Source organism: Spirosoma endbachense (genome assembly GCF_010233585.1).
GTDB classification, from domain to species: Bacteria; Bacteroidota; Bacteroidia; order Cytophagales; family Spirosomataceae; genus Spirosoma; species Spirosoma endbachense.
On sequence record NZ_CP045997.1, the window covers coordinates 7,834,752 to 7,852,565 of the forward strand.

The window sequence follows — 17,814 nt, forward strand, 5'->3', positions numbered from 1 at the left end:
TTAACGGATGCCATCGTCTCATAAATCGCTCCAAAATGAGACGAAGAAATATTCATGTATTGTCTCAGATAATTGGGCGTTTAGCGAGATAGATAAAAACATCAACCGCGTCGATCATTCGGCGATGCGGTTTATGGATTGTAAATGGATGCAGTCGCCTTATTCGCTCTGTAGGCTCTTGACCGGATTCATCAGGGCCGCTTTGAGGCTTTGATAACTGACCGTCAATAGGGCTACCCCAATCGCCACCAGACCCGCTACCCCAAAGAGCCACCAGGACAGTTCCGTTTTATAGGCGTACCCTTGCAGCCATTGGCGCATCAGGTACCACGACAAGGGCAAGGCCAGCACAATCGCCAGGACAACCAGCTTGAGGAAGTCCCCCGATAGTAAGCCAACAACGCTGCCTACCGAGGCCCCCAACACTTTACGTACCCCGATTTCTTTCCTCCGTTGCTCCGCCGTGAAGGAGGCTAAGCCAAACAGCCCTAAACAGGCAATGAACATAGCCAATACGGCAAAGTAATTCACCAACGTCCCAATAATCTGTTCACTTTTATACAGGGCTTGATACTCCTGATCCGCGAACGAATACGTAAAGGGAAAGGTGGGATTATATTGTTTGCAAATCATTTCCAGACTCGCTAACGCTTGTTTGGTCTGACCCGGCTGGACCCGCACCAGCAGATTACCCCAGGAAACCTGTTCGTCTAAACGGATGATTAAGGGCGCAATCGGATCATGGAGTGAGCTGTAATGAAAATCCTGGATAACCCCGATAATTTTACCCGGCCTTTTCCAAAACGATAACGGTTGGCCGACGGGATGGCGATAGCCGATCCGCCGGGCTGCTTGCTCATTAATTAGATAACCGGCGGAGTCCGTCGAAAAGGCCTTCGAGAACTCGCGGCCTTCCAAGAGCCTGGCTTTCATGACTTGGGCAATATCATAGCCGACCGCTGTATGGGTAAATCGTATTTTCACCGTCGGATCTTTGCCCCTCCAGTCGGCATCGCTGGAGTTCTGGCCGATGAACGTCGGTTTCATATCCATATGCGAAACGGCCTGGATACCCGGCTTGGTCAGTAAGTCCTGTTTCAGAGCCGCATAGTTTGAGGCCAGTCCCCCTTCAAAGGGGACATAAATGAGATTATCCCGATCAAAGCCCAGATTTTTGGTCTGAATAAAGTGGACTTGACGGTACACCACGATTGTGCCCACCATCAGCAGGATGGAAATGACAAACTGGACCACCACTAAGCCCTGGCGGAAATGAGTCGCCCCCGCGCCAAACTTGAGGCTTCCCTTCAGGATACGAACCGGTTGCAGCGAGGAGAGAAACAAAGCGGGGTAACTACCCGCTAGCAGACTTGTTGCCAATAGAATGCCGACCAAAGCCAGTCCAAAATCCAGTTCGGCGAAGGGCAGCGCAATGTGTTTGCCGGTTAGTTGGTTAAAGCTGGGCAACAGCAGGGCAATCAGCAGCAGCGCGACCAGCATCGACAGGAGCGTCAAGAGTAGAGCTTCGCCAATAAATTGCCCGATCAGCCGGGACCGCCCGGCGCCGACCACCTTCCGAATGCCGACTTCCTTGGCTCGGCCAGCAGACCGGGCGGTGGCCAGATTCATAAAATTGATGCAGGCAATCAGTAATAAAAATATCGCTACGACGCTAAACAATCGGACATACTCAATGCGTCCCCCCGAAATGTCGCCATTGCTCGTCTCAGAGTGAAGATAAATCTCCTCAAATGGTTGAAGAAATAACTCGACGTTATAACTGGCTAGTTTCTTGAGATCGATGTCTTTGTTATAGCCCCAGAGAAAGTTTTTGAGTTTATCACTAAAGGCTGCTACATCGGCATCGGGCCGTAACTGGACATACGCTCTGGGTCCAGAATTAGACCAGTCCCGGGCCCAGCCATTGCGCTTGTCAAAATCGGACCAGGGCAGTAAGAAGTCATAGGTTTCGCTGCTGTTAGCGGGGATATTCTCAAACACCGCCGTTACCTGATAGGTCTGTTGATGGTCAATCTGAATCGCTTTGCCGATGGCTGCCCGCGGGCTACCAAAATAGGTATCGGCTAGTTTTCGGGAAATAGCCAGACTGTTGGGAGCCGTTAAAGCCGTTTGGGCCGTGCCGGCTAGTAGGGGAATACTGAACATGTCGAACCAATTGGCCCCTGCCCAGTTCCCCGTTTCTTTGTTGGCGTGATTATTGACGGTAAAGGTGAGCGTTTCGGGCCAACTAAAGCCTGCTGCCTGCACCACTTCGGGAAACTTCCTGGGCAGTTCCAAGGTCAGTGGCCAGGGTGTGCCCGGCGATGCCGAGCGTTTCCCATCGGAAAACTGGCGCTCCAGAATGCGGTAGAGCTGCGGGCCATTGGCATGATTATGATCCACCCTAAGTTCGTCACGCACCCAGAGAAAAATCAGCAGACTACAGGTCAATCCCAGGGCTAAGCCTAGCATATTAATGGCTGAAAAGGCCTTATTGCGCCAGAAGCTGCGGAGAGCGATTTTGAAATAGTTGCGAAGCATAAGGGGATGTACACTAGCGATAGTGCGGTTTAAGATGTCAGTAGCCCTGGTTGGCGGGCTTCCCGAACGCAATAATAGAGGCTGTATGGGCGAGGGAGGTGCCAATTCATCAATTGGTACCTCTTTTTTTAAGCTGTTTTTGTAGTCGACGGGGGTTTTGCCTGTCATCTGTTTGAAAACCCGATTGAACGTCGTTTTGGAATTAAAGCCCGACTCATAGGCAATACCCAACAGCGTGAGCCGATCGTAGGCCGGATCACGCATTTTTCGAGCAATTTCACGAACCCGAAATTCATTAATAAAATCGCTGAAGTTCTTGTCTAGCCCCACGTTAATGATCCGTGACAGCTCATGGGGATGCATCGCCAGTTTCAGAGCCAGCGTGGTCAATGTCAGTTCGGCATCCTCATACAGGTGGTTTGCCGCCACCGCTTCCTTTAGCTTTCGGCCTTTTTGCCTGGCATCCGAACGATCAGAGTTTGGCATTGCTAGCTTAATAGGGTTATCCGATTTCAGGATCACGTCTACGGCCATTCCCATCAGGACAAAAGCCATAGCCAGAAAGAACGAATCACTCACTAAGGTTAACAAGCAGGAACAGCCGAGCAGGATCAGGGCTTTGTCCAGCCCGCGGAAAGCAAAACGCGGCCTGTCCATCAGCACGGGGTGCAGTCGACTATAAAACGCTTGTATGAGTCGGTGAGCGGCGTATGAATAGAGGGTGACCGACATGAAAATAAGCCAGACCGGCATCCAAAACCCCACCAATAGAGGACAAAAATGCAGCCAATCGTTCCGTTGAAACCGCCACTGGGGGCGTGTCAGGTGCTTGGTATAAAAAAACAACAGCGGCCCCAGCGCCGGTAAAAAAGCCGCTGAAAGCCCACCAGTTTTTACGACGATCACGCCAAGGGCCAAACTTAAAAACAGGTTAGCCCTTTGGCTAAGTCTTTTAGCGAATCCCACTAGAAGTGCGAGCGTGAGCCCCGAGAATAAGCTTCCCAGGGAGGCTAGATCGTCTAGGTTTCTATGAAAAAAATCGGGTATCACGTGTTTAGGAATTGCCAGGAGCCATGGTCTGGGTTTTCTGGCTCACTACTCTTTTTCTTAAGTCGTTTAGGGTAGTTTAGTTCATCTATTACAAATCATATACCAAGCTAGTGAAAGGGCCAATCTAGGCTTATCTAGGCTTTATGGATACGATATGATTCACTTTTAGGGGTCATCTTGTCCACTTATGGACAATTTATATCCATAAATGGACACCAAAAAAATGGTCTAAACACGACTAGCGTGTACAGGATAGAACCAATAGTTGGCTGTCTGTGCATGTCAATTCACCAGCCACTTCATTACATTCAAAAAGGGTTTATAGCCGATGGCTACATATCTCGTAAAAGGCTCCCATAGATCGACAGCATCGACAGGCGAATTGATAAGCCACGAATTAGTGATTTACTAGGGTTAAAACGTAAGAAACCACAAAGCAAAGCAGGGCGATCGATACGCCCATCAAGGGAATCGTAAACCAATACGTTTTAGCTAACCAAACATAAAAGCCAATCGTAAGCAGTGTACTAATGAAAAAAAAGGGGTCAGCTTGTAGATGGCCAAAGTAGCGAAGCGCTAAATAGAAATTAATCAGTCCAATAAATAATAGCCCAATACTGTGACTGGCATTAAAACCGACCCATGCTTTCCACATATTGATGGCTGGGCTCAATAGAGCGGAAGAGGTTTTCATCTGCTGAATCATCGGCTCATTTCTTGACGAAAACACAGTTGTGAAAAATGTCAAATACAAGTGCATACATCCTAATGCAGCGATAATCAAGGAACCCGTCATCCAAAGGTATTTTGAGAGCATCGTTTTTGCGTTGTGATCATCTAGTCGTTCCCGTATTCTACACCCAACTTAGTCGGTCTATTACCAAACAAATGACTTATTTCTCGTCAAGTTTACTTCCCGAATGCGGATTTGCCGCATAGAGCGTAAGCACAACACGCGCACCCACTCCGGCAATCCTGGCCAGTATAGTGGTCGAAAGATGCTGGCTAAACACCCTAGGCTCATCTCCGCACTCATAGCCGATATCGAATTCGCGACGGGTGCAGGCCGCCCACAGCTTGCGGGAGGGCTCGTCCAAGCCATCAATCGCCATGAGCATCACACCGATGGTCAGGTCTGGCTCTGAGCTGGATCCAGATGTTTCGAACGTGGCCGACCACAAGCCGTTCTGATACGGTCCGACGTAAAGCGAGAAGAGTACTCCATGAGCCACCAGAGCCTGGGCAAGCGGAGCCAGGTCATAGGGAGCAATAAGGTTGAGATCGGTGTTGAGGTAGCAAATTTCGCGTTTCATGGGAGCTGCTCAAGGTGGTCTACAGGTTCAGGGACTGAGCCATAGCTGTTGGCTAATCTTGTATAGGTAAAGCTAGCCACTTTTAGAAACAGGTGACAACATGGGGCAACATTATTCTTGTTGCGATATAAAGGGACGATTGTATTGGGACGGATAGCCCCTATTCTCATTAAAGGCTCCTACTTGAGACGACGTGCGTTTCGAGGAGGAGCATTTATATGAACGGATTTGGCCGTTACTACTGAAGAGTAAGCTATAGCTCTCAATAATAGGTAGCGTCTATGTCGCTCAGCTTTTATCAACTGGTTTTGATGCACAAACAATGGAGATGGATTAGCCCCGATTTTTGTTAATTTTGTAAACATCGATCAAGCTATGGCAACGACAAACACGAAATCAAGAGCCAGGAGGCCCCTTAAGGTAAAGCTCATAAACGCATCGGGTCAGGTCATTGAAGGGATCATTCCATCTGGGCAACTATCAACCGAAGACCCTGGATTAGCCATAGCTGGTGAATTGGGTAAACACAAACACCTTGATCCCACGCCCATTCCTTGATTACGGTTACAAAGCCTGCCTTATTGTGTGATACGGGTCTACTAAGTCGTGTTTTCCTAGCCAAGTCACCCTTCCTGGAAGCCTATCAAACTGCCCTTGAGCAGTTTCAAGAAACCATTAGCACGGCTGTTTTCATTGAGCTACAACACTGGCTACTCATCCAACGGGGCCTTGCCATGCCCATTAGCCGGGCCGAGTATGATCGGCATCGAAAGCGGTTGGACAATTACATCGTTTTAAACAGTGATGGGGTGAGTGAGCAAGCCCTTGATGTCGCTCGTCGATGGCCTGATACGGGTGTTGGTGATGCCTATACGATTGGTACAGCCTTAGTCTTTGACGTGCCGGTTTTTACCCTGAATCCAAAGCATTTCGAGCGGGTGAAGGGGATTACTGTATACAAGCCTGCCAATTATCAGGAGCTACTCCAAAGTACCAGGCGTACTTAAGTAGAACAACCGCTATTACCCAATCTGTTATTGTTGCCCTTTTACTTCTTGAACTAAAGCTTAATAGAGAAATTGTCAAATTAAAGGGGCGTTTAATCCGATCTTCGTACTTTCTTACCTGTGAAGTACGAAACAGCACAAGGTCCTTCATGAGTTTTCAACTTAGGCTTAGCGCAATGATGCCACCCAGTATCAACGCGCTGGCAATGAGCCTTCTTCTCCCATCCTCTTCATGAAAGACCCTTGACCCCATAAATACGCCTAACAGAATACTTGTTTCTCTGGCAGGAGCAACAACGGTTAATGGGGCATACTTTAAGGCTTCCAAAACCAATATGTAAGCAGCAGGGCTTAGGATGGCAATGGCGATAATGATCCATTTATGCAGTTTTATTTCCATACTTAATTCATCCGTTTTAGACACAATGAACGGAAAAAGCAGAATGGCCCCAAACAGATTAGTACCCAACGTGATTGCTAAAGGAGAGACAGCATAGGATTTTACGGCAATAGCGTCATTAAATGAGTACAAAGCGATGAACAAACCAGTCAGTACACCGTACGTGATGCCAGGCATTAGTTTCTGGTTGTCTACTTTGTTAAAGCTCAGTCCTGTTAGTAGCAACACCCCTGCTATAATTAAGAATAAGCCAATGGTTGCCGATAGTCTTAGCTGTTCGTGTAAAAATAAAATGGCGGATAACGAAGAAAATAGCGGCCCAGAGCCTCGAGCTAGTGGATAAACAACGGAAAGATCGGCGCTTCTATAGCCCTTTTGTAATACGATATAGTAACCCAAATGCAGCACGGCACTACTTAACGAAAACCATAGAAGGGGTTGTGAATAGAGTATATCACCCTGCTTAATTTGAAAAAGTAGCACTGGCAAATACACTAGATTACTGGCGATATACATTAACCAGATATAGGGCGTTTTGCCTTGTGTTTTTTTGGAAAGCAGGTTCCAGGAGGCATGTAGAACGGCAGCCGTTAGTACCAGAAATAAAACGTATAAACTCATTTTAGGAAGTTGAATGAGTAGCTTACGGGTTTATATTTAATGGCTATGTAAGCGTTGCAATTTAGACGAGCTAGCTTTGTTTTGGATAGATTTACAAGTATAAAATTACTCTTGGGACTATTTTAATTTGGGTTTAAGAAGCTGTTTGAGTTAGCGAGTTTGGCAACGAGAAAGCCGCCAATCGGGGTTAAGTTGTGTGCAACAACCTTATTCCTCCGACCTGACGGCCTCTCAATGGCAAGGTATACAAAAACTCATTTGCGTCAAACGCAAAAGTATTTGGCCGCTGCAACGCATTGTTGAGGCCATTTTTTATCTGACTAAAAACGGTATCATTTGGCGTGATCTGCCCGAAGGGTTTCCGCCTTGGCAAACCGTCTACTGGTACTTTAGAAAGTGGGCTAAGGAGGACACTTGGTTTTTGATAGCCAACGAGTTGACTAGGCTTGATCGCCTTCAGGTCGATAAAAAACCCTTGCCTACGGTGGCCATCATCGATTCCCAAAGTGTTAAAAACAGTTCGACAGCTACCCAACAAATCGGTTTTGATGGTGGCAAGCTCATTAAGGGTCGTAAACGCTTTCTGATGGTCGATACGATGGGGCATTTGCTGTGGACCGACGTGCGCCCGGCTAACGTAGGGGATGGCAAAACAGGTGTGTTGTTGTGGGAACAGGCTGAGCATCTCAACCCGCTGCTGGATGATCTGGTTTTGATGTATGCCGACAGTACATTTGGGGGTCATTTTAAAGAACAGTTAGAAACCATTTATGACAGGCGAGTGGTCATTCCACACACTCCAATAAAAGAACAACCTGTTGATAGCAAGCTGATTATTCACCATTGGCGTTGGATTGTTGAGCGAACTATTTCTTGGTTGGGCAACAACCGACGTTTGTCAAAAGATTATGAGCGAACCATTTTATCAGCCCAAACTTTCATCTGGATTGCCCACATCAGGCGAACTCTAAGACGAGTTTGGCATTAACTCAAACAGCTTCTAATACGTGACTAGTTTAAACTCTATTATTTCACAAAAATGCTCCCAAGTGAGACGAAAGGACGTTAGTGTATTTGCTTTTTGAGTAGGGCGTATATTTGAAGGGCCTGTTTTAATAACTGTCGACTACTATCCGTAGCATACGATGCGACAAATCGGCATATTTATTTTTATAATCTGCGTGATCCAGTCCGGTTACCCTGCTCGTCCAGGTAACTTAGCTACTCGTGTTGATGACTTCGTAGCGGGCGCGGACAAACATGAATATACCGTAGCAAAATAAGCCCAGCGCTACGGCACCAAGCAGATAGGAGCCATAACTGGCTTTCTCTAGAAAGACAAAAGCACTGCTACTGCCTCCGGCTTTGCTGGCATTAGCCTCCAGGGCCGCTTTTATAAATAAGTAGCCGATCAGCCCCCAGACGATTCCCCGAGCGATGTACCCGATTTTCCCAGACCGGATGATCATCGCCTTCAGTTCGGTTTTGATGGCAGAGGTCTGGACATTTTTTAGGTATTTACCCGACAAAGCCCGGTAGATCTGGTACAACCCGATGCCAATAATACACAGGCCAATCAAACCGACAAGCCACTGGCCAAACGGTTTTTGTAGTATTTCCCGAACCAGGGTCTGGCGCGAATTATCCCTGCCCTGATTACCCTGGCTACCCAGTACCATCCGGAAAGAACCATAAGCCAGGAACCCATAGACCAACCCGCTGAAGCCATACACTAACCGACGACCGATGCCTTTGGCGTCGGTCCCTTTGTGTTCGTTATCGAGAAAAGCCTGCGTTAGCCGCCATAGGGCGTAGCAGACCAGACCTATGGCTACCAGTGTCAACAAAATCTGCCCAAATGGTTGAGCCAGTATAAATCGAAAGACCCCTTGTTTGTTTAGATTACGTTCCGAACTGCCGCCGATTTCGAAAGCAGCCATAAAGGCCAGTATACCAACCAGGCAGTAAACAACTCCTTTAGCTGCCAGGCCAAGCTGGGCAAAACGCTTCACCCATTGAGGTAGGTTGGAGGAGAAGTTGGATAAGTCTATCATCTAAATCGTTTTATATAAATTACTTTCAGCAAAATCAGTCTTCAAGAACTAATAGAATTGATTTAGGATAACAAATGTTTTCTGTTTGACAGCGTAACCAGCCGTTGACGTTAGAGGTACGGTGATGAAAGCCATGAGTTGTCTGTCTTGTCAACTCATGGGCTGACAGCCAACTATTGATGCGCTGTTGCCGCTTTTTGTAGCATCTGAGTCTGTAACACATGCCTGAGAGGAAACGTAAACTATCGTCTCTTTAATCGCTCCCACCTGAGACGAAGGCTATTTGGCTGTCCGAAAATAGGGCGTTTCCTGAAACAGTATATAAACTGAAGTTTCGTACCTTGGCTACCCTATAAAAGATGGCTGTTGCAAAAGTGGATACCCACTCTTAGTGCACAGCAAATGGAATGTTTTTAGCCAGTTAGTGATCTGCATTGGGTTGACCAACCGACTCGTTGACCCTATCAGTTTGCTAATATTATTTGTACCTCAGCTTTATGACTCACCTACCCGAAAGGGATAAGTCCACCAGAATAGTCGAATTAAAGACCACTAAAAAGTTATACGGACTTGATCATTTACGAGCAGTTGCGATTGGGTTCGTCTTTTTGTATCACTACTTTATTCTTAGCAATGGACAACCCGGATGGTTACCAGAGGTTGCACGATTTGGCTGGACTGGAGTCGATCTGTTTTTTGTATTGAGTGGTTTTCTCATTGCCTCTCAACTTTTTGAGGCTATAAAACAACGAAGAAAAATCTCATTTAGAGCGTTCTTTCTTAAACGATTCTTCAGGATCATACCCGCTTATTTAGCCACCGTGGGACTATATTTTTGTGTGCCTTTCTTTCGGGAAAAAGAGGCATTGCCACCCATCTGGAAATTTCTAAGCTTTACCCAGAACTTTGACTTAGACCTAAAGCACTATGGGACATTTTCTCATGCCTGGTCGCTTTGTGTTGAAGAGCACTTCTACTTGTTTCTACCGGTGACTTTAGTAGTCTATCAATCGTTAAACAGGTTCAACAGAGCTGGATGGCTTTTGCTGGTTCTGTTCTTATTAAGCTTTGGCGCACGGCTTTATAGTTTCAAGGTGATGTATGCCCCCTATATTGGGCATGAAAACAGTTGGCTCTATTGGTATAAATATGTCTATTACCCAACATACAATCGATTGGATGGACTATTAATTGGTGTGGCTATCGCTGGCGTGTATACGTTTCGTCCTAATCTGTGGCACAGGGTCTCTAAGCATGGAAACTTACTTCTTGCGGCTGGAATTTTACTTCTGATCCTTGCTTATTTGCTGTGCGAAGACCAACAAACCCTGATCGCTTCCGTTTTTGGTTTTCCGCTACTATCCATTGGTTATGGGTTTGTCGTTGCTGGAGCTGTTAGTCCGACAAGTTTTATGTATAGCTGGCAGTCAACCATCTCCACATCCATTGCCACCTTATCATTTGCCATTTATCTGACTCACAAAGGGATCATTAAAATAACTCACAACTTAGTAGAAGGTACAAACTGGGACAGCAATTGGGTGCTCATAGTTTGTGTAATAACAAGCTTTCTTGGCGCACTCTTACTGAATCGATTGATTGAAAGACCATTCCTGAAAATTCGCAACAGAATTCTTCATTCTTGAAATTACCTGGCCTCGCGATGCTGGGGGCAATGCGGAGTTAAGTTTTTACAATTTACTCAGCCGATCAGGATCATAAAGAAGAGTTTAACGCGAATCAAGAGCAAGTAATCTTTCAAAGATCTGTTTGAAGGATTACTTGCCTTTTGTTGTATAAGGGGCTGTAAGCTGAAGTACGAAAACCCTCAGGCCAATTACTTGTGTTCTATATTCTCTTTAAAGGCTCCCAATTGAGACAGATGAGGTTTAATGCAGAAGCTAGTTTTATTATCTGTCTAACTCAACTCGTAGCATGTGCCTTTCAATTCACTGAATTATTTATGAAGTGAAATTGTTCCTCTTGGTAAAGGCAAAATTGCCTAAATTTGTATCAACACTGAAAGGAAACGCCTAATGAAACGAGTTGCCTCAGCCGAAAATCTTCTACTCATTGATGTGCCTGGACACATCAATGATAGTGAAATCCTTTCCTTTCTCTACACCAGAGAGGTCAATTGGCAGCATGTCAATGCCATTAAGACGTTGACTGATTTTAACGATACCATAATTTCGGACTGGCTTAATGTGAGCGTTAAAACATTCCGCGAATACAAAAAGCCGCCAACGACCTTTAAGGAAAACGTCAAAGAGCAGGTTTTACTCCTGTTAGCCCTTATCAAGCACGGCATTGCTGTATTTGGCTCGGTGAAAGAATTCGACCAGTGGCTGAACCGGTCCAACTTTTATTTTGACAACAAGAGCCCCAATGCCTATTTAAATACGGTCACCGGACTACGATTTGTCGATGATCGGTTGACGGCCATGGAATACGGAGACAATGTTTAAGGATGGAAGTATTTCGAATCAGTAAAGACGTTCATGCGCATAGCTTACGTTCATCAGGCAGTGCGAATCGGTGGAATACAAAAGGCCAGCAAGTTATTTACACCGGCGCATCGCGTTCCTTATCCTCTCTAGAACTAGTCGTTCACCGGGGCGTCATTCAGCCCACCTCTTCCTATAAGGTGATGGTCATCTCTATTGCTGATGATGATTACTTGATGCGAACGATTCACCTTAAAGAACTTCCTGCCAACTGGCGAACCTTAGCGGGTTATTCTGCCTTACAAACAATCGGGTCCGACTGGTACACCAGCCAGGAAAGTCTAATCCTGAAGGTTCCTTCCGCGATCATTATCTACGAGTATAATTACATTATCAATACCGAACATCCAGACTTCAGTCAGCATGTTCAGCTGGTTAGAACCGAGGACTATTTTTGGGATTCCAGGCTTCTCTAGGGGCTAATGAAGGTAAATCAAAACATATTCTAGAATCCTGTACGAAGTGCCAAAGCAAGTTTCAGATACATGCTTCAGAAATGGGGCGTTTTGGGAAACGGCCAAATAGGCTTCCTTTGTAACAATACAAAATACGTATTGCGTATTTTGTATTGAATGTGCCTCAATCGGCGAGTTAACGGTCATAGCAAACTAACTTGCTACTAACACCCCATCACTTAATCGACAAATGGAAAGTTTAACAAGTAAAGAAATAGTTAAAAAGTATTCGGTTTTGATATGTGTGGTTACTTCAGGGCTATTAATAGTAAAAGCAACATTGGCCTATCCAGGCGGCTCAGTGCTTGACAAAAATTCTATAGGGTTTGACTGGTCGAAAAATTTCCTAAGCAATTTGTTTGCAACAAAAGCGATAAATGGTTCAGAAAACCCTGGCTGGATATGGGCACTTATTGGAATGGTATTTCACTCGGTTGGTTATGGAATTTTTTTTATCAACATGTCAAAAAAGATCGCTTCAAGACCAGGGGCTACTAGTTTAAAATTTATAGGTGCTACCAACATAATACTTATTTTCTTAATCGCAACACCCTTACATGACTTGGGAGTACTATCGATCATTTTAACATTGATTGGTTTGTTTACGATTACTGTATTTATCCTAAAGTCAAAACTTCATTTACTTAAAGTCTGCTGTATTAGTTGCTTGTTGACTTATTACTGTTTCTTTTTCCTTTTTGGTTTAGGTTATTTGGGTTTAGCAGTCATAATGCAGAAGGTATATATTATAAGCTCGATGCTATTAGTTTTAGGCTTAGAGTATTTTACCAAATATGAAGATTTTATACCCATAAAATCGGGAGGACAAGAAATAGAAGCAACGAACTGCTGATGCAGTCCACAAGCAGTTAAACAATTTATTGATTAACCCTCCCTGCTGAGACGAAGAGCGATTTGAGTATCTATAATTCGGGCGTTTGACAATACAGGGTTGCTCTGCCGTTTCGTACATAAAACCTCATCGTATCACCAGTTTAGATGTTTATAATGACTTATGGGCCGTTAGAGCACATTTCATTTAAACGAACAATTGATTGAAATGTGCTCTAATAGCCTATAAGTCCGGCTAACTATGCGAAATAGTGACACGGTGAGGTTTTATGTACGATTCGGCAATGTGACCCAATACAGGCAAAAAGCTCACAAGCATCGATACATGGTTGATGCTTGTGAGCTTTTTATACTAATTCCGTTGATTTACTCGCTACGTAAACTTTTTACGGGGTTCAACAAGGCAGCCCGAATACTTTGAAAACTAATGGTCACAAAGGCCACCGTAACCGATAGGACGCCCGCTGAGCCAAACACCCACCAACGAATCGGTGTCTGGTAAGCAAAATTCTCCAGCCACCGATGCATACCATACCAGGCTAGAGGGGATGCTATCAGGAAAGCCAAGACAACCAGTTTTAGAAAATCTTTGGATAAAAGACCGACTATACTGCCCGTTGAGGCACCCAACACCTTTCGCACCCCGATTTCTTTGGTTCGCTGCACGGTCGTATACGAAGCCAGACCCAGTAAACCTAAACAGGAGATGAAGATAGCCAGCAGGGCGAAGTTTACGAAAAGGGTCTGGAACCGTTCGTCGCTTCGGTACTGGCGGTCGAAGAATTCGTCCATGAAATAGTAATCGAACGGACGATCCGGATTATGCTGTTTCCACTGGGCTTCGATAGCTTCGAGCGTTTGCCGAACCTGTCGACCGTCAATTTTGACCGACAGCAAATCCCCATTCCACCAATCGGTAACCCGAAACGTAAGGGGTTTAATCGTTTCCTGCAACGATTTAAAATGAAAATCTTTCAGCACGCCAACGATGGTCCCCTTCCGTCCCCATTGGTCGAATCGTTTACCAATGGCGGCCTGGGGACGGCTGTATCCCAACACCTTAGCCATGGCTTCGTTAATCATCAAGGATTGGGAACTGTCGGCGGGGAAGTTTCTGGAAAACGGCCTGCCTGCCACCACTTTGAGATTGTATTGCGAAATAAAATCAAAATCCACCCGATACACATCCAGATTACCCGCCTGCATATCACCCGAATTATTTTCAAGGGAGGAGGCTGCCTGCGGATTCCATCCGCCCGGTACGCTCGACGAAGCCGCCGTTGATTTGACCCCGCTCATCCTGCTAATGGCCGCATCAAAAACATTCCGTTTCGTACCCGCCTGCGCCTTGATGACGAGCATTTGGTCTTTAGAAAATCCCAGATCGCGGGTACGCATAAAATCCACTTGGGAATAGATGACAATCGTAGCAATAACCAACGTAATCGAAATGGCAAATTGCAGGGTCACCAAGCCTTTTCGTACGAAAATGCCCGTTGCATTAGCCATAAAACGCCCTTTCAATACGGTAACCGGTTCGAAAGACGAGAGCACCAGCGCGGGATACGTACCAGCCAGACAACCAATGGCCGAGGCAGCGATGAACATGCCACCCACAAACGGCAGATTACTCCCTATGCCTGGACTAATCGTTTTTCCAGCCAGGGTATTGAATCCAGGAATCAACACAGCCGAAAGAAGGACGGCAACTAAGAACGCGACCAGACATAATAGCACTGATTCGCCAATAAACTGACGAGCCAACAACCATCTAGCCGCACCAATGGCTTTGCGAACACCCACTTCCTTCGCCCGGTCGGCCGAACGGGCCGTGGTCAGGTTACTAAAATTGATGCAGGCAAGTAAGAGAATAAACAGGCCAATCACCGAGAAGACGGTCACATTGGTTACACTTCCTGACTCCTCAGCCGGGCGCTTGGAATACAGATACACCTCCCGTAATGGCTCCAGTACCAGGGTAATCCCTAGCTTATACTCCCGCATCATCTTCCCAGCGTGGCTCTCCAGAAACTGAGGGAATTTTTTGGCCAACGCATCGGGATTAGCGCCGGGCTTGAGCAGCAGAAACGAAATCGCCCCAAAATCACCCCATTCGTTTTCAATGCCTTTATTAAAATAGTCGGTATAGGATATCATCGAAATGAACAGGTCGCCTTTAATCTGGGAGTTTTCCGGAATATCCTCCATGATCCCCGTGATTTTAGCGGGAACACCATCGTCACCCAGCAGCAGTGTCTGGCCCATCGGATCGGCATCGCCGAAATATTTCCTGACTGTTTTTTGGGGTAGCACCACACTCATTGGCTCGGCCAAAGCGGTTCTAGAATCCCCTTTGAGTAGTTTGAAATTGAAAACGCTGAAGAACGAGGAATCGGCAAACACCGTTTTGTCTTCCTGAAATTTTAGATCGCCTTTCCTGACGATTCGCCCCTTTGTACTGATCCGTACGAAGTTTTCAACCTCTGGAAAATCTTGTTTTAGGTTGGGGGCGTAAGCCCACGAACTGATGTCGTACTGAATGGTTTCGGATTCGGTTTTGAGGTCCGTCGCCAGCCGGTAAATCCGGTCGGCCTTTTGGTGAAAGGCGTCGTAGGTTAGTTCAAAATGAACGTAAAGGGCAATCAGAAAGCAGGCTGTCATACCCACGCTGAGACCCATGACATTAATGAATGAAAACATCTTGTGTTTCCATAAATTGCGGAAAGCGATTTTAAGATTACTACGTAGCATAAGGGGGCTTAGAAAAGATGTGGTCCGGCATTCCGGAGATGAATACGCATGGGCTATCACCGTTCTGGTTCTGAACTGGCGACGAATCAAGTAGGGACGACAAAAGCAAATGACTTCCCAGACGTATAGTCGTCGGGCCTTCGTCTCACCCAACTGGTCGACCTGTTGCTCAAACTGTTCATGTAAATCGCCAAGCAGTTCTTCCTGTAGGTCGGCAGGACAGACGAACCGTAGCAATCGATCCGCCCAGGTTGGCGGCAAAGGTGTAGGCTGAGGTAGTGGCATGATTTACGAGAAGGATAGGTTAGGTATAGCCTCCCACAAGTCATTCCGCACTTGTCGCAGCTCATCCAGCGTCCGTTTACCGTATGTGGTGATCAAGAAGAGTCGCTTTCGACGTCCTCCACGGGCCGGGGTAGCCCCGCCCAGTTCAGATTGGACAAACCCTTTTTCTTCCAGGCGATATAAAGCCACATGGACACCACTCAGGTTAATGGAGCGGTTGGTACGTTGCTTTAGCTCTTCGGCGATATTAAGTCCGTAGGCAGAGCCATTCAGGATAGCAACGGTCAGCAGGACAAGTTCTTCAAATTCACCCAAATAGGTTCTGCTCATGGATGATCCCTTCGGTTAATACTATTTTCTTATCATTTGCTAAACAAATCGGATGCCATAAGTGTATGTTACAGACTATCAGTTCTTTACAGCGAACTGCCATCGCTTGGTTGTCCGAAAACGTACAGGTTATGTCCGCTGCTGAACGGTAGAGACGAGTGGTTGATTATTGGTGAGCCAAGAAGTGGATGAATGGTCTGATCCCTTGTCCGTAACTCAATACGTAAATCAGCCTACCTTACTTGGAAGCGAAAAGCCATTGAGCGGACTTTCTTTTACTTTGTCAGTAGGGGAAATTATAGAGCAACTTTGCAGGCTACTTTTTATAACCTAGAGCTTAGTTCATCTCAACTAAGGCTCCTACCTGAGACGAGGGGTATCAATAAATCCGGCGTTTTTCGTACTAGTATTTTTGTTCAGGTCTACGTATGACTTCTCCACTTCAGGGCGCGCTCTACCGACCGTTTATAGCCTAACTGCGGTGGACAGATGGCAAAACACACCCGTTGATTGGTTACTTTGCGCAGCCAATCTCAGTAGCCAAATTAGCTAAGCCACTATGTTCGAGAAATTCAGAGAAAAATTTCCACTCTCGCCCCAAAAATGGGATGAGTATATCAACTACTTCCAACCCATTCATGTACCGGCCAAGACCATTCTGCTTCGAGAAGGTGATATTTCCCGCAAAGCGTATCTAATCGAAAAAGGATGCCTACGTGTTTGGTTTAATAACAAGGGGGATGATATCACCTTCCAGTTCTTTTTTGAGAATAGGACCGTCTCGTCCATTGAAAGCTTCAGAAAGAGTATTCCGAGCTTGTTTTCCATTGAGACGATTGAGCCCTGTACCTTGTGGTGGATTGACAAAACTAGTGTTGATAAAATTATAGAAGAAGTCAGTGCGCTACCGGCGATGAGGAGCCAAATTCTAGAGGCTTTATTTGGGCGCACCCTGGACTATATGAAGCATTTTCTTTCATTTATCCGGGATACCCCCCAGGAACGCTATGAGCATCTGCTGACCCAAAATCCTCACATCGTCCAGCGCGTTCCTCAACATTATATTGCTTCCTACCTAGGTGTCAGCAGCGTTCACCTAAGCCGAATCAAAGCCAAAATCGCCCGGACAAAAACCTAAACGCGGGCTTTCGCATTTGATAACAAATGTTATCGTTTGAGGACTTGCTGGTCACCTAATTTTGTCGCACAACAAACAAAAACCAACGGTAACATGAAACGACAGAAAATTCTCTACTGGCTATCAACGGGCCTGTTCAGCCTATGGATGCTGGGCAATGCTTATGCATATCTAACGTCTGAAGAGGCCAAACGCCTTTGTGTCCACTTTGGTTTTCCCGATTATTTCCGAGTAGAACTGGCGGTGGCTAAATTAATCGGGGTAATCGTACTGGTGTTGCCTAAGCTAAAAGGCAGGATCAACGAATGGGCCTATGCAGGTTTTGTGATCACCGTAATTTCTGGCTTCATTGCGCACCTGGCTTCCGGTGACTCATTCCGAAACTCAGCTTCTGCCCTGGTTGCCTTGATTCTGGTATTGATTTCTTACGCCACCTATCACCGCTTACAACCCGTTAAATCGATCACCAAATCGGCCACTACAGGCTTTTTGACTGCCGTAGTTTAACCA

The 17,814-nt window shown here is 46.1% G+C and carries 16 protein-coding genes; 9 read left to right on the plus strand and 7 right to left on the minus strand.

From position 1 onward, the window contains the following. Positions 1-159 precede the first annotated feature (159 nt). The 3 genes from GJR95_RS32030 to GJR95_RS32040 all read right to left on the minus strand — a co-directional run bounded on the left by GJR95_RS32030 (position 160) and on the right by GJR95_RS32040 (position 4,904). Positions 160-3,198, minus strand: a complete 3,039-nt coding sequence (locus tag GJR95_RS32030) for an ABC transporter permease (protein WP_162389739.1) — start codon at positions 3,196-3,198, stop codon at positions 160-162. Between the two features lie 790 nt (positions 3,199-3,988). After that, entirely contained in the window at positions 3,989-4,408 is a 420-nt protein-coding gene (locus tag GJR95_RS32035; RefSeq protein WP_449618977.1) for an LIC_13387 family protein, read from the minus strand. Between the two features lie 76 nt (positions 4,409-4,484). Next, entirely contained in the window at positions 4,485-4,904 is a 420-nt protein-coding gene (locus GJR95_RS32040) for a hypothetical protein (protein ID WP_162389741.1), read from the minus strand. A gap of 375 nt (positions 4,905-5,279) precedes the next feature. Between GJR95_RS32040 and GJR95_RS32045 the strand changes: the two genes are divergently transcribed. Then, positions 5,280-5,462 (plus strand): hypothetical protein, encoded by a 183-nt coding sequence (locus tag GJR95_RS32045; RefSeq protein ID WP_162389742.1) that lies wholly within the window; start codon positions 5,280-5,282, stop codon positions 5,460-5,462. Then, the gene (locus GJR95_RS32050; RefSeq protein WP_162389743.1) at positions 5,459-5,911 is read left to right on the plus strand and encodes a type II toxin-antitoxin system VapC family toxin; all 453 of its coding nucleotides are present in this window, start codon (positions 5,459-5,461) and stop codon (positions 5,909-5,911) included. The genes GJR95_RS32045 and GJR95_RS32050 overlap by 4 nt, the downstream gene beginning before the upstream one ends. A 157-nt stretch (positions 5,912-6,068) precedes the next feature. Here GJR95_RS32050 and GJR95_RS32055 read toward each other — a convergent pair whose 3' ends face one another. Further along, positions 6,069-6,932 carry a DMT family transporter gene (locus GJR95_RS32055; RefSeq protein ID WP_162389744.1) on the minus strand — a complete coding sequence of 288 codons (864 nt, stop codon included), beginning with the start codon at positions 6,930-6,932 and terminating at the stop codon, positions 6,069-6,071. A 196-nt stretch (positions 6,933-7,128) separates the two neighbouring features. Here GJR95_RS32055 and GJR95_RS32060 point away from each other — a divergent pair, with 196 nt between their 5' ends. After that, positions 7,129-7,920, plus strand: coding sequence for an IS5 family transposase (locus GJR95_RS32060; protein WP_162389745.1), 792 nt, complete (start codon positions 7,129-7,131; stop codon positions 7,918-7,920). A 229-nt stretch (positions 7,921-8,149) separates the two neighbouring features. Here GJR95_RS32060 and GJR95_RS32065 read toward each other — a convergent pair whose 3' ends face one another. Next, positions 8,150-8,986, minus strand: a complete 837-nt coding sequence (locus GJR95_RS32065; protein WP_232540921.1) for a DUF1206 domain-containing protein — start codon at positions 8,984-8,986, stop codon at positions 8,150-8,152. 497 nt (positions 8,987-9,483) lie between these two features. On the opposite strand from GJR95_RS32065, the gene GJR95_RS32070 reads away from it, so the two are divergent. The 4 genes from GJR95_RS32070 (at position 9,484) to GJR95_RS32085 (ending at position 12,801) form a co-directional block, all read left to right on the plus strand. Further along, positions 9,484-10,632, plus strand: a complete 1,149-nt coding sequence (locus GJR95_RS32070) for an acyltransferase family protein (RefSeq protein ID WP_162389746.1) — start codon at positions 9,484-9,486, stop codon at positions 10,630-10,632. A gap of 390 nt (positions 10,633-11,022) precedes the next feature. Beyond that, a complete protein-coding gene (locus GJR95_RS32075; RefSeq protein ID WP_162389747.1) occupies positions 11,023-11,454 on the plus strand; it encodes an antitoxin Xre/MbcA/ParS toxin-binding domain-containing protein in 432 nt (143 codons plus the stop codon). Between the two features lie 2 nt (positions 11,455-11,456). Next, positions 11,457-11,909 carry an RES family NAD+ phosphorylase gene (locus GJR95_RS32080; RefSeq protein WP_162389748.1) on the plus strand — a complete coding sequence of 151 codons (453 nt, stop codon included), beginning with the start codon at positions 11,457-11,459 and terminating at the stop codon, positions 11,907-11,909. Positions 11,910-12,138: 229 nt separating this feature from the next. Continuing rightward, positions 12,139-12,801 (plus strand): hypothetical protein, encoded by a 663-nt coding sequence (locus GJR95_RS32085; RefSeq protein WP_162389749.1) that lies wholly within the window; start codon positions 12,139-12,141, stop codon positions 12,799-12,801. Positions 12,802-13,166: 365 nt separating this feature from the next. Here GJR95_RS32085 and GJR95_RS32090 read toward each other — a convergent pair whose 3' ends face one another. After that, the gene (locus tag GJR95_RS32090) at positions 13,167-15,836 is read right to left on the minus strand and encodes an ABC transporter permease (RefSeq protein WP_232540922.1); all 2,670 of its coding nucleotides are present in this window, start codon (positions 15,834-15,836) and stop codon (positions 13,167-13,169) included. 3 nt (positions 15,837-15,839) lie between these two features. After that, positions 15,840-16,166, minus strand: coding sequence for a PadR family transcriptional regulator (locus GJR95_RS32095; RefSeq protein ID WP_162389750.1), 327 nt, complete (start codon positions 16,164-16,166; stop codon positions 15,840-15,842). A 559-nt stretch (positions 16,167-16,725) separates the two neighbouring features. Between GJR95_RS32095 and GJR95_RS32100 the strand changes: the two genes are divergently transcribed. Further along, positions 16,726-17,304, plus strand: a complete 579-nt coding sequence (locus GJR95_RS32100) for a Crp/Fnr family transcriptional regulator (RefSeq protein WP_162389751.1) — start codon at positions 16,726-16,728, stop codon at positions 17,302-17,304. A 93-nt stretch (positions 17,305-17,397) separates the two neighbouring features. Further along, positions 17,398-17,811: a DoxX family protein gene (locus tag GJR95_RS32105; RefSeq protein ID WP_162389752.1), complete on the plus strand. Its 414-nt coding sequence runs from the start codon at positions 17,398-17,400 to the stop codon at positions 17,809-17,811. The last annotated feature ends 3 nt before the right edge of the window (positions 17,812-17,814 follow it).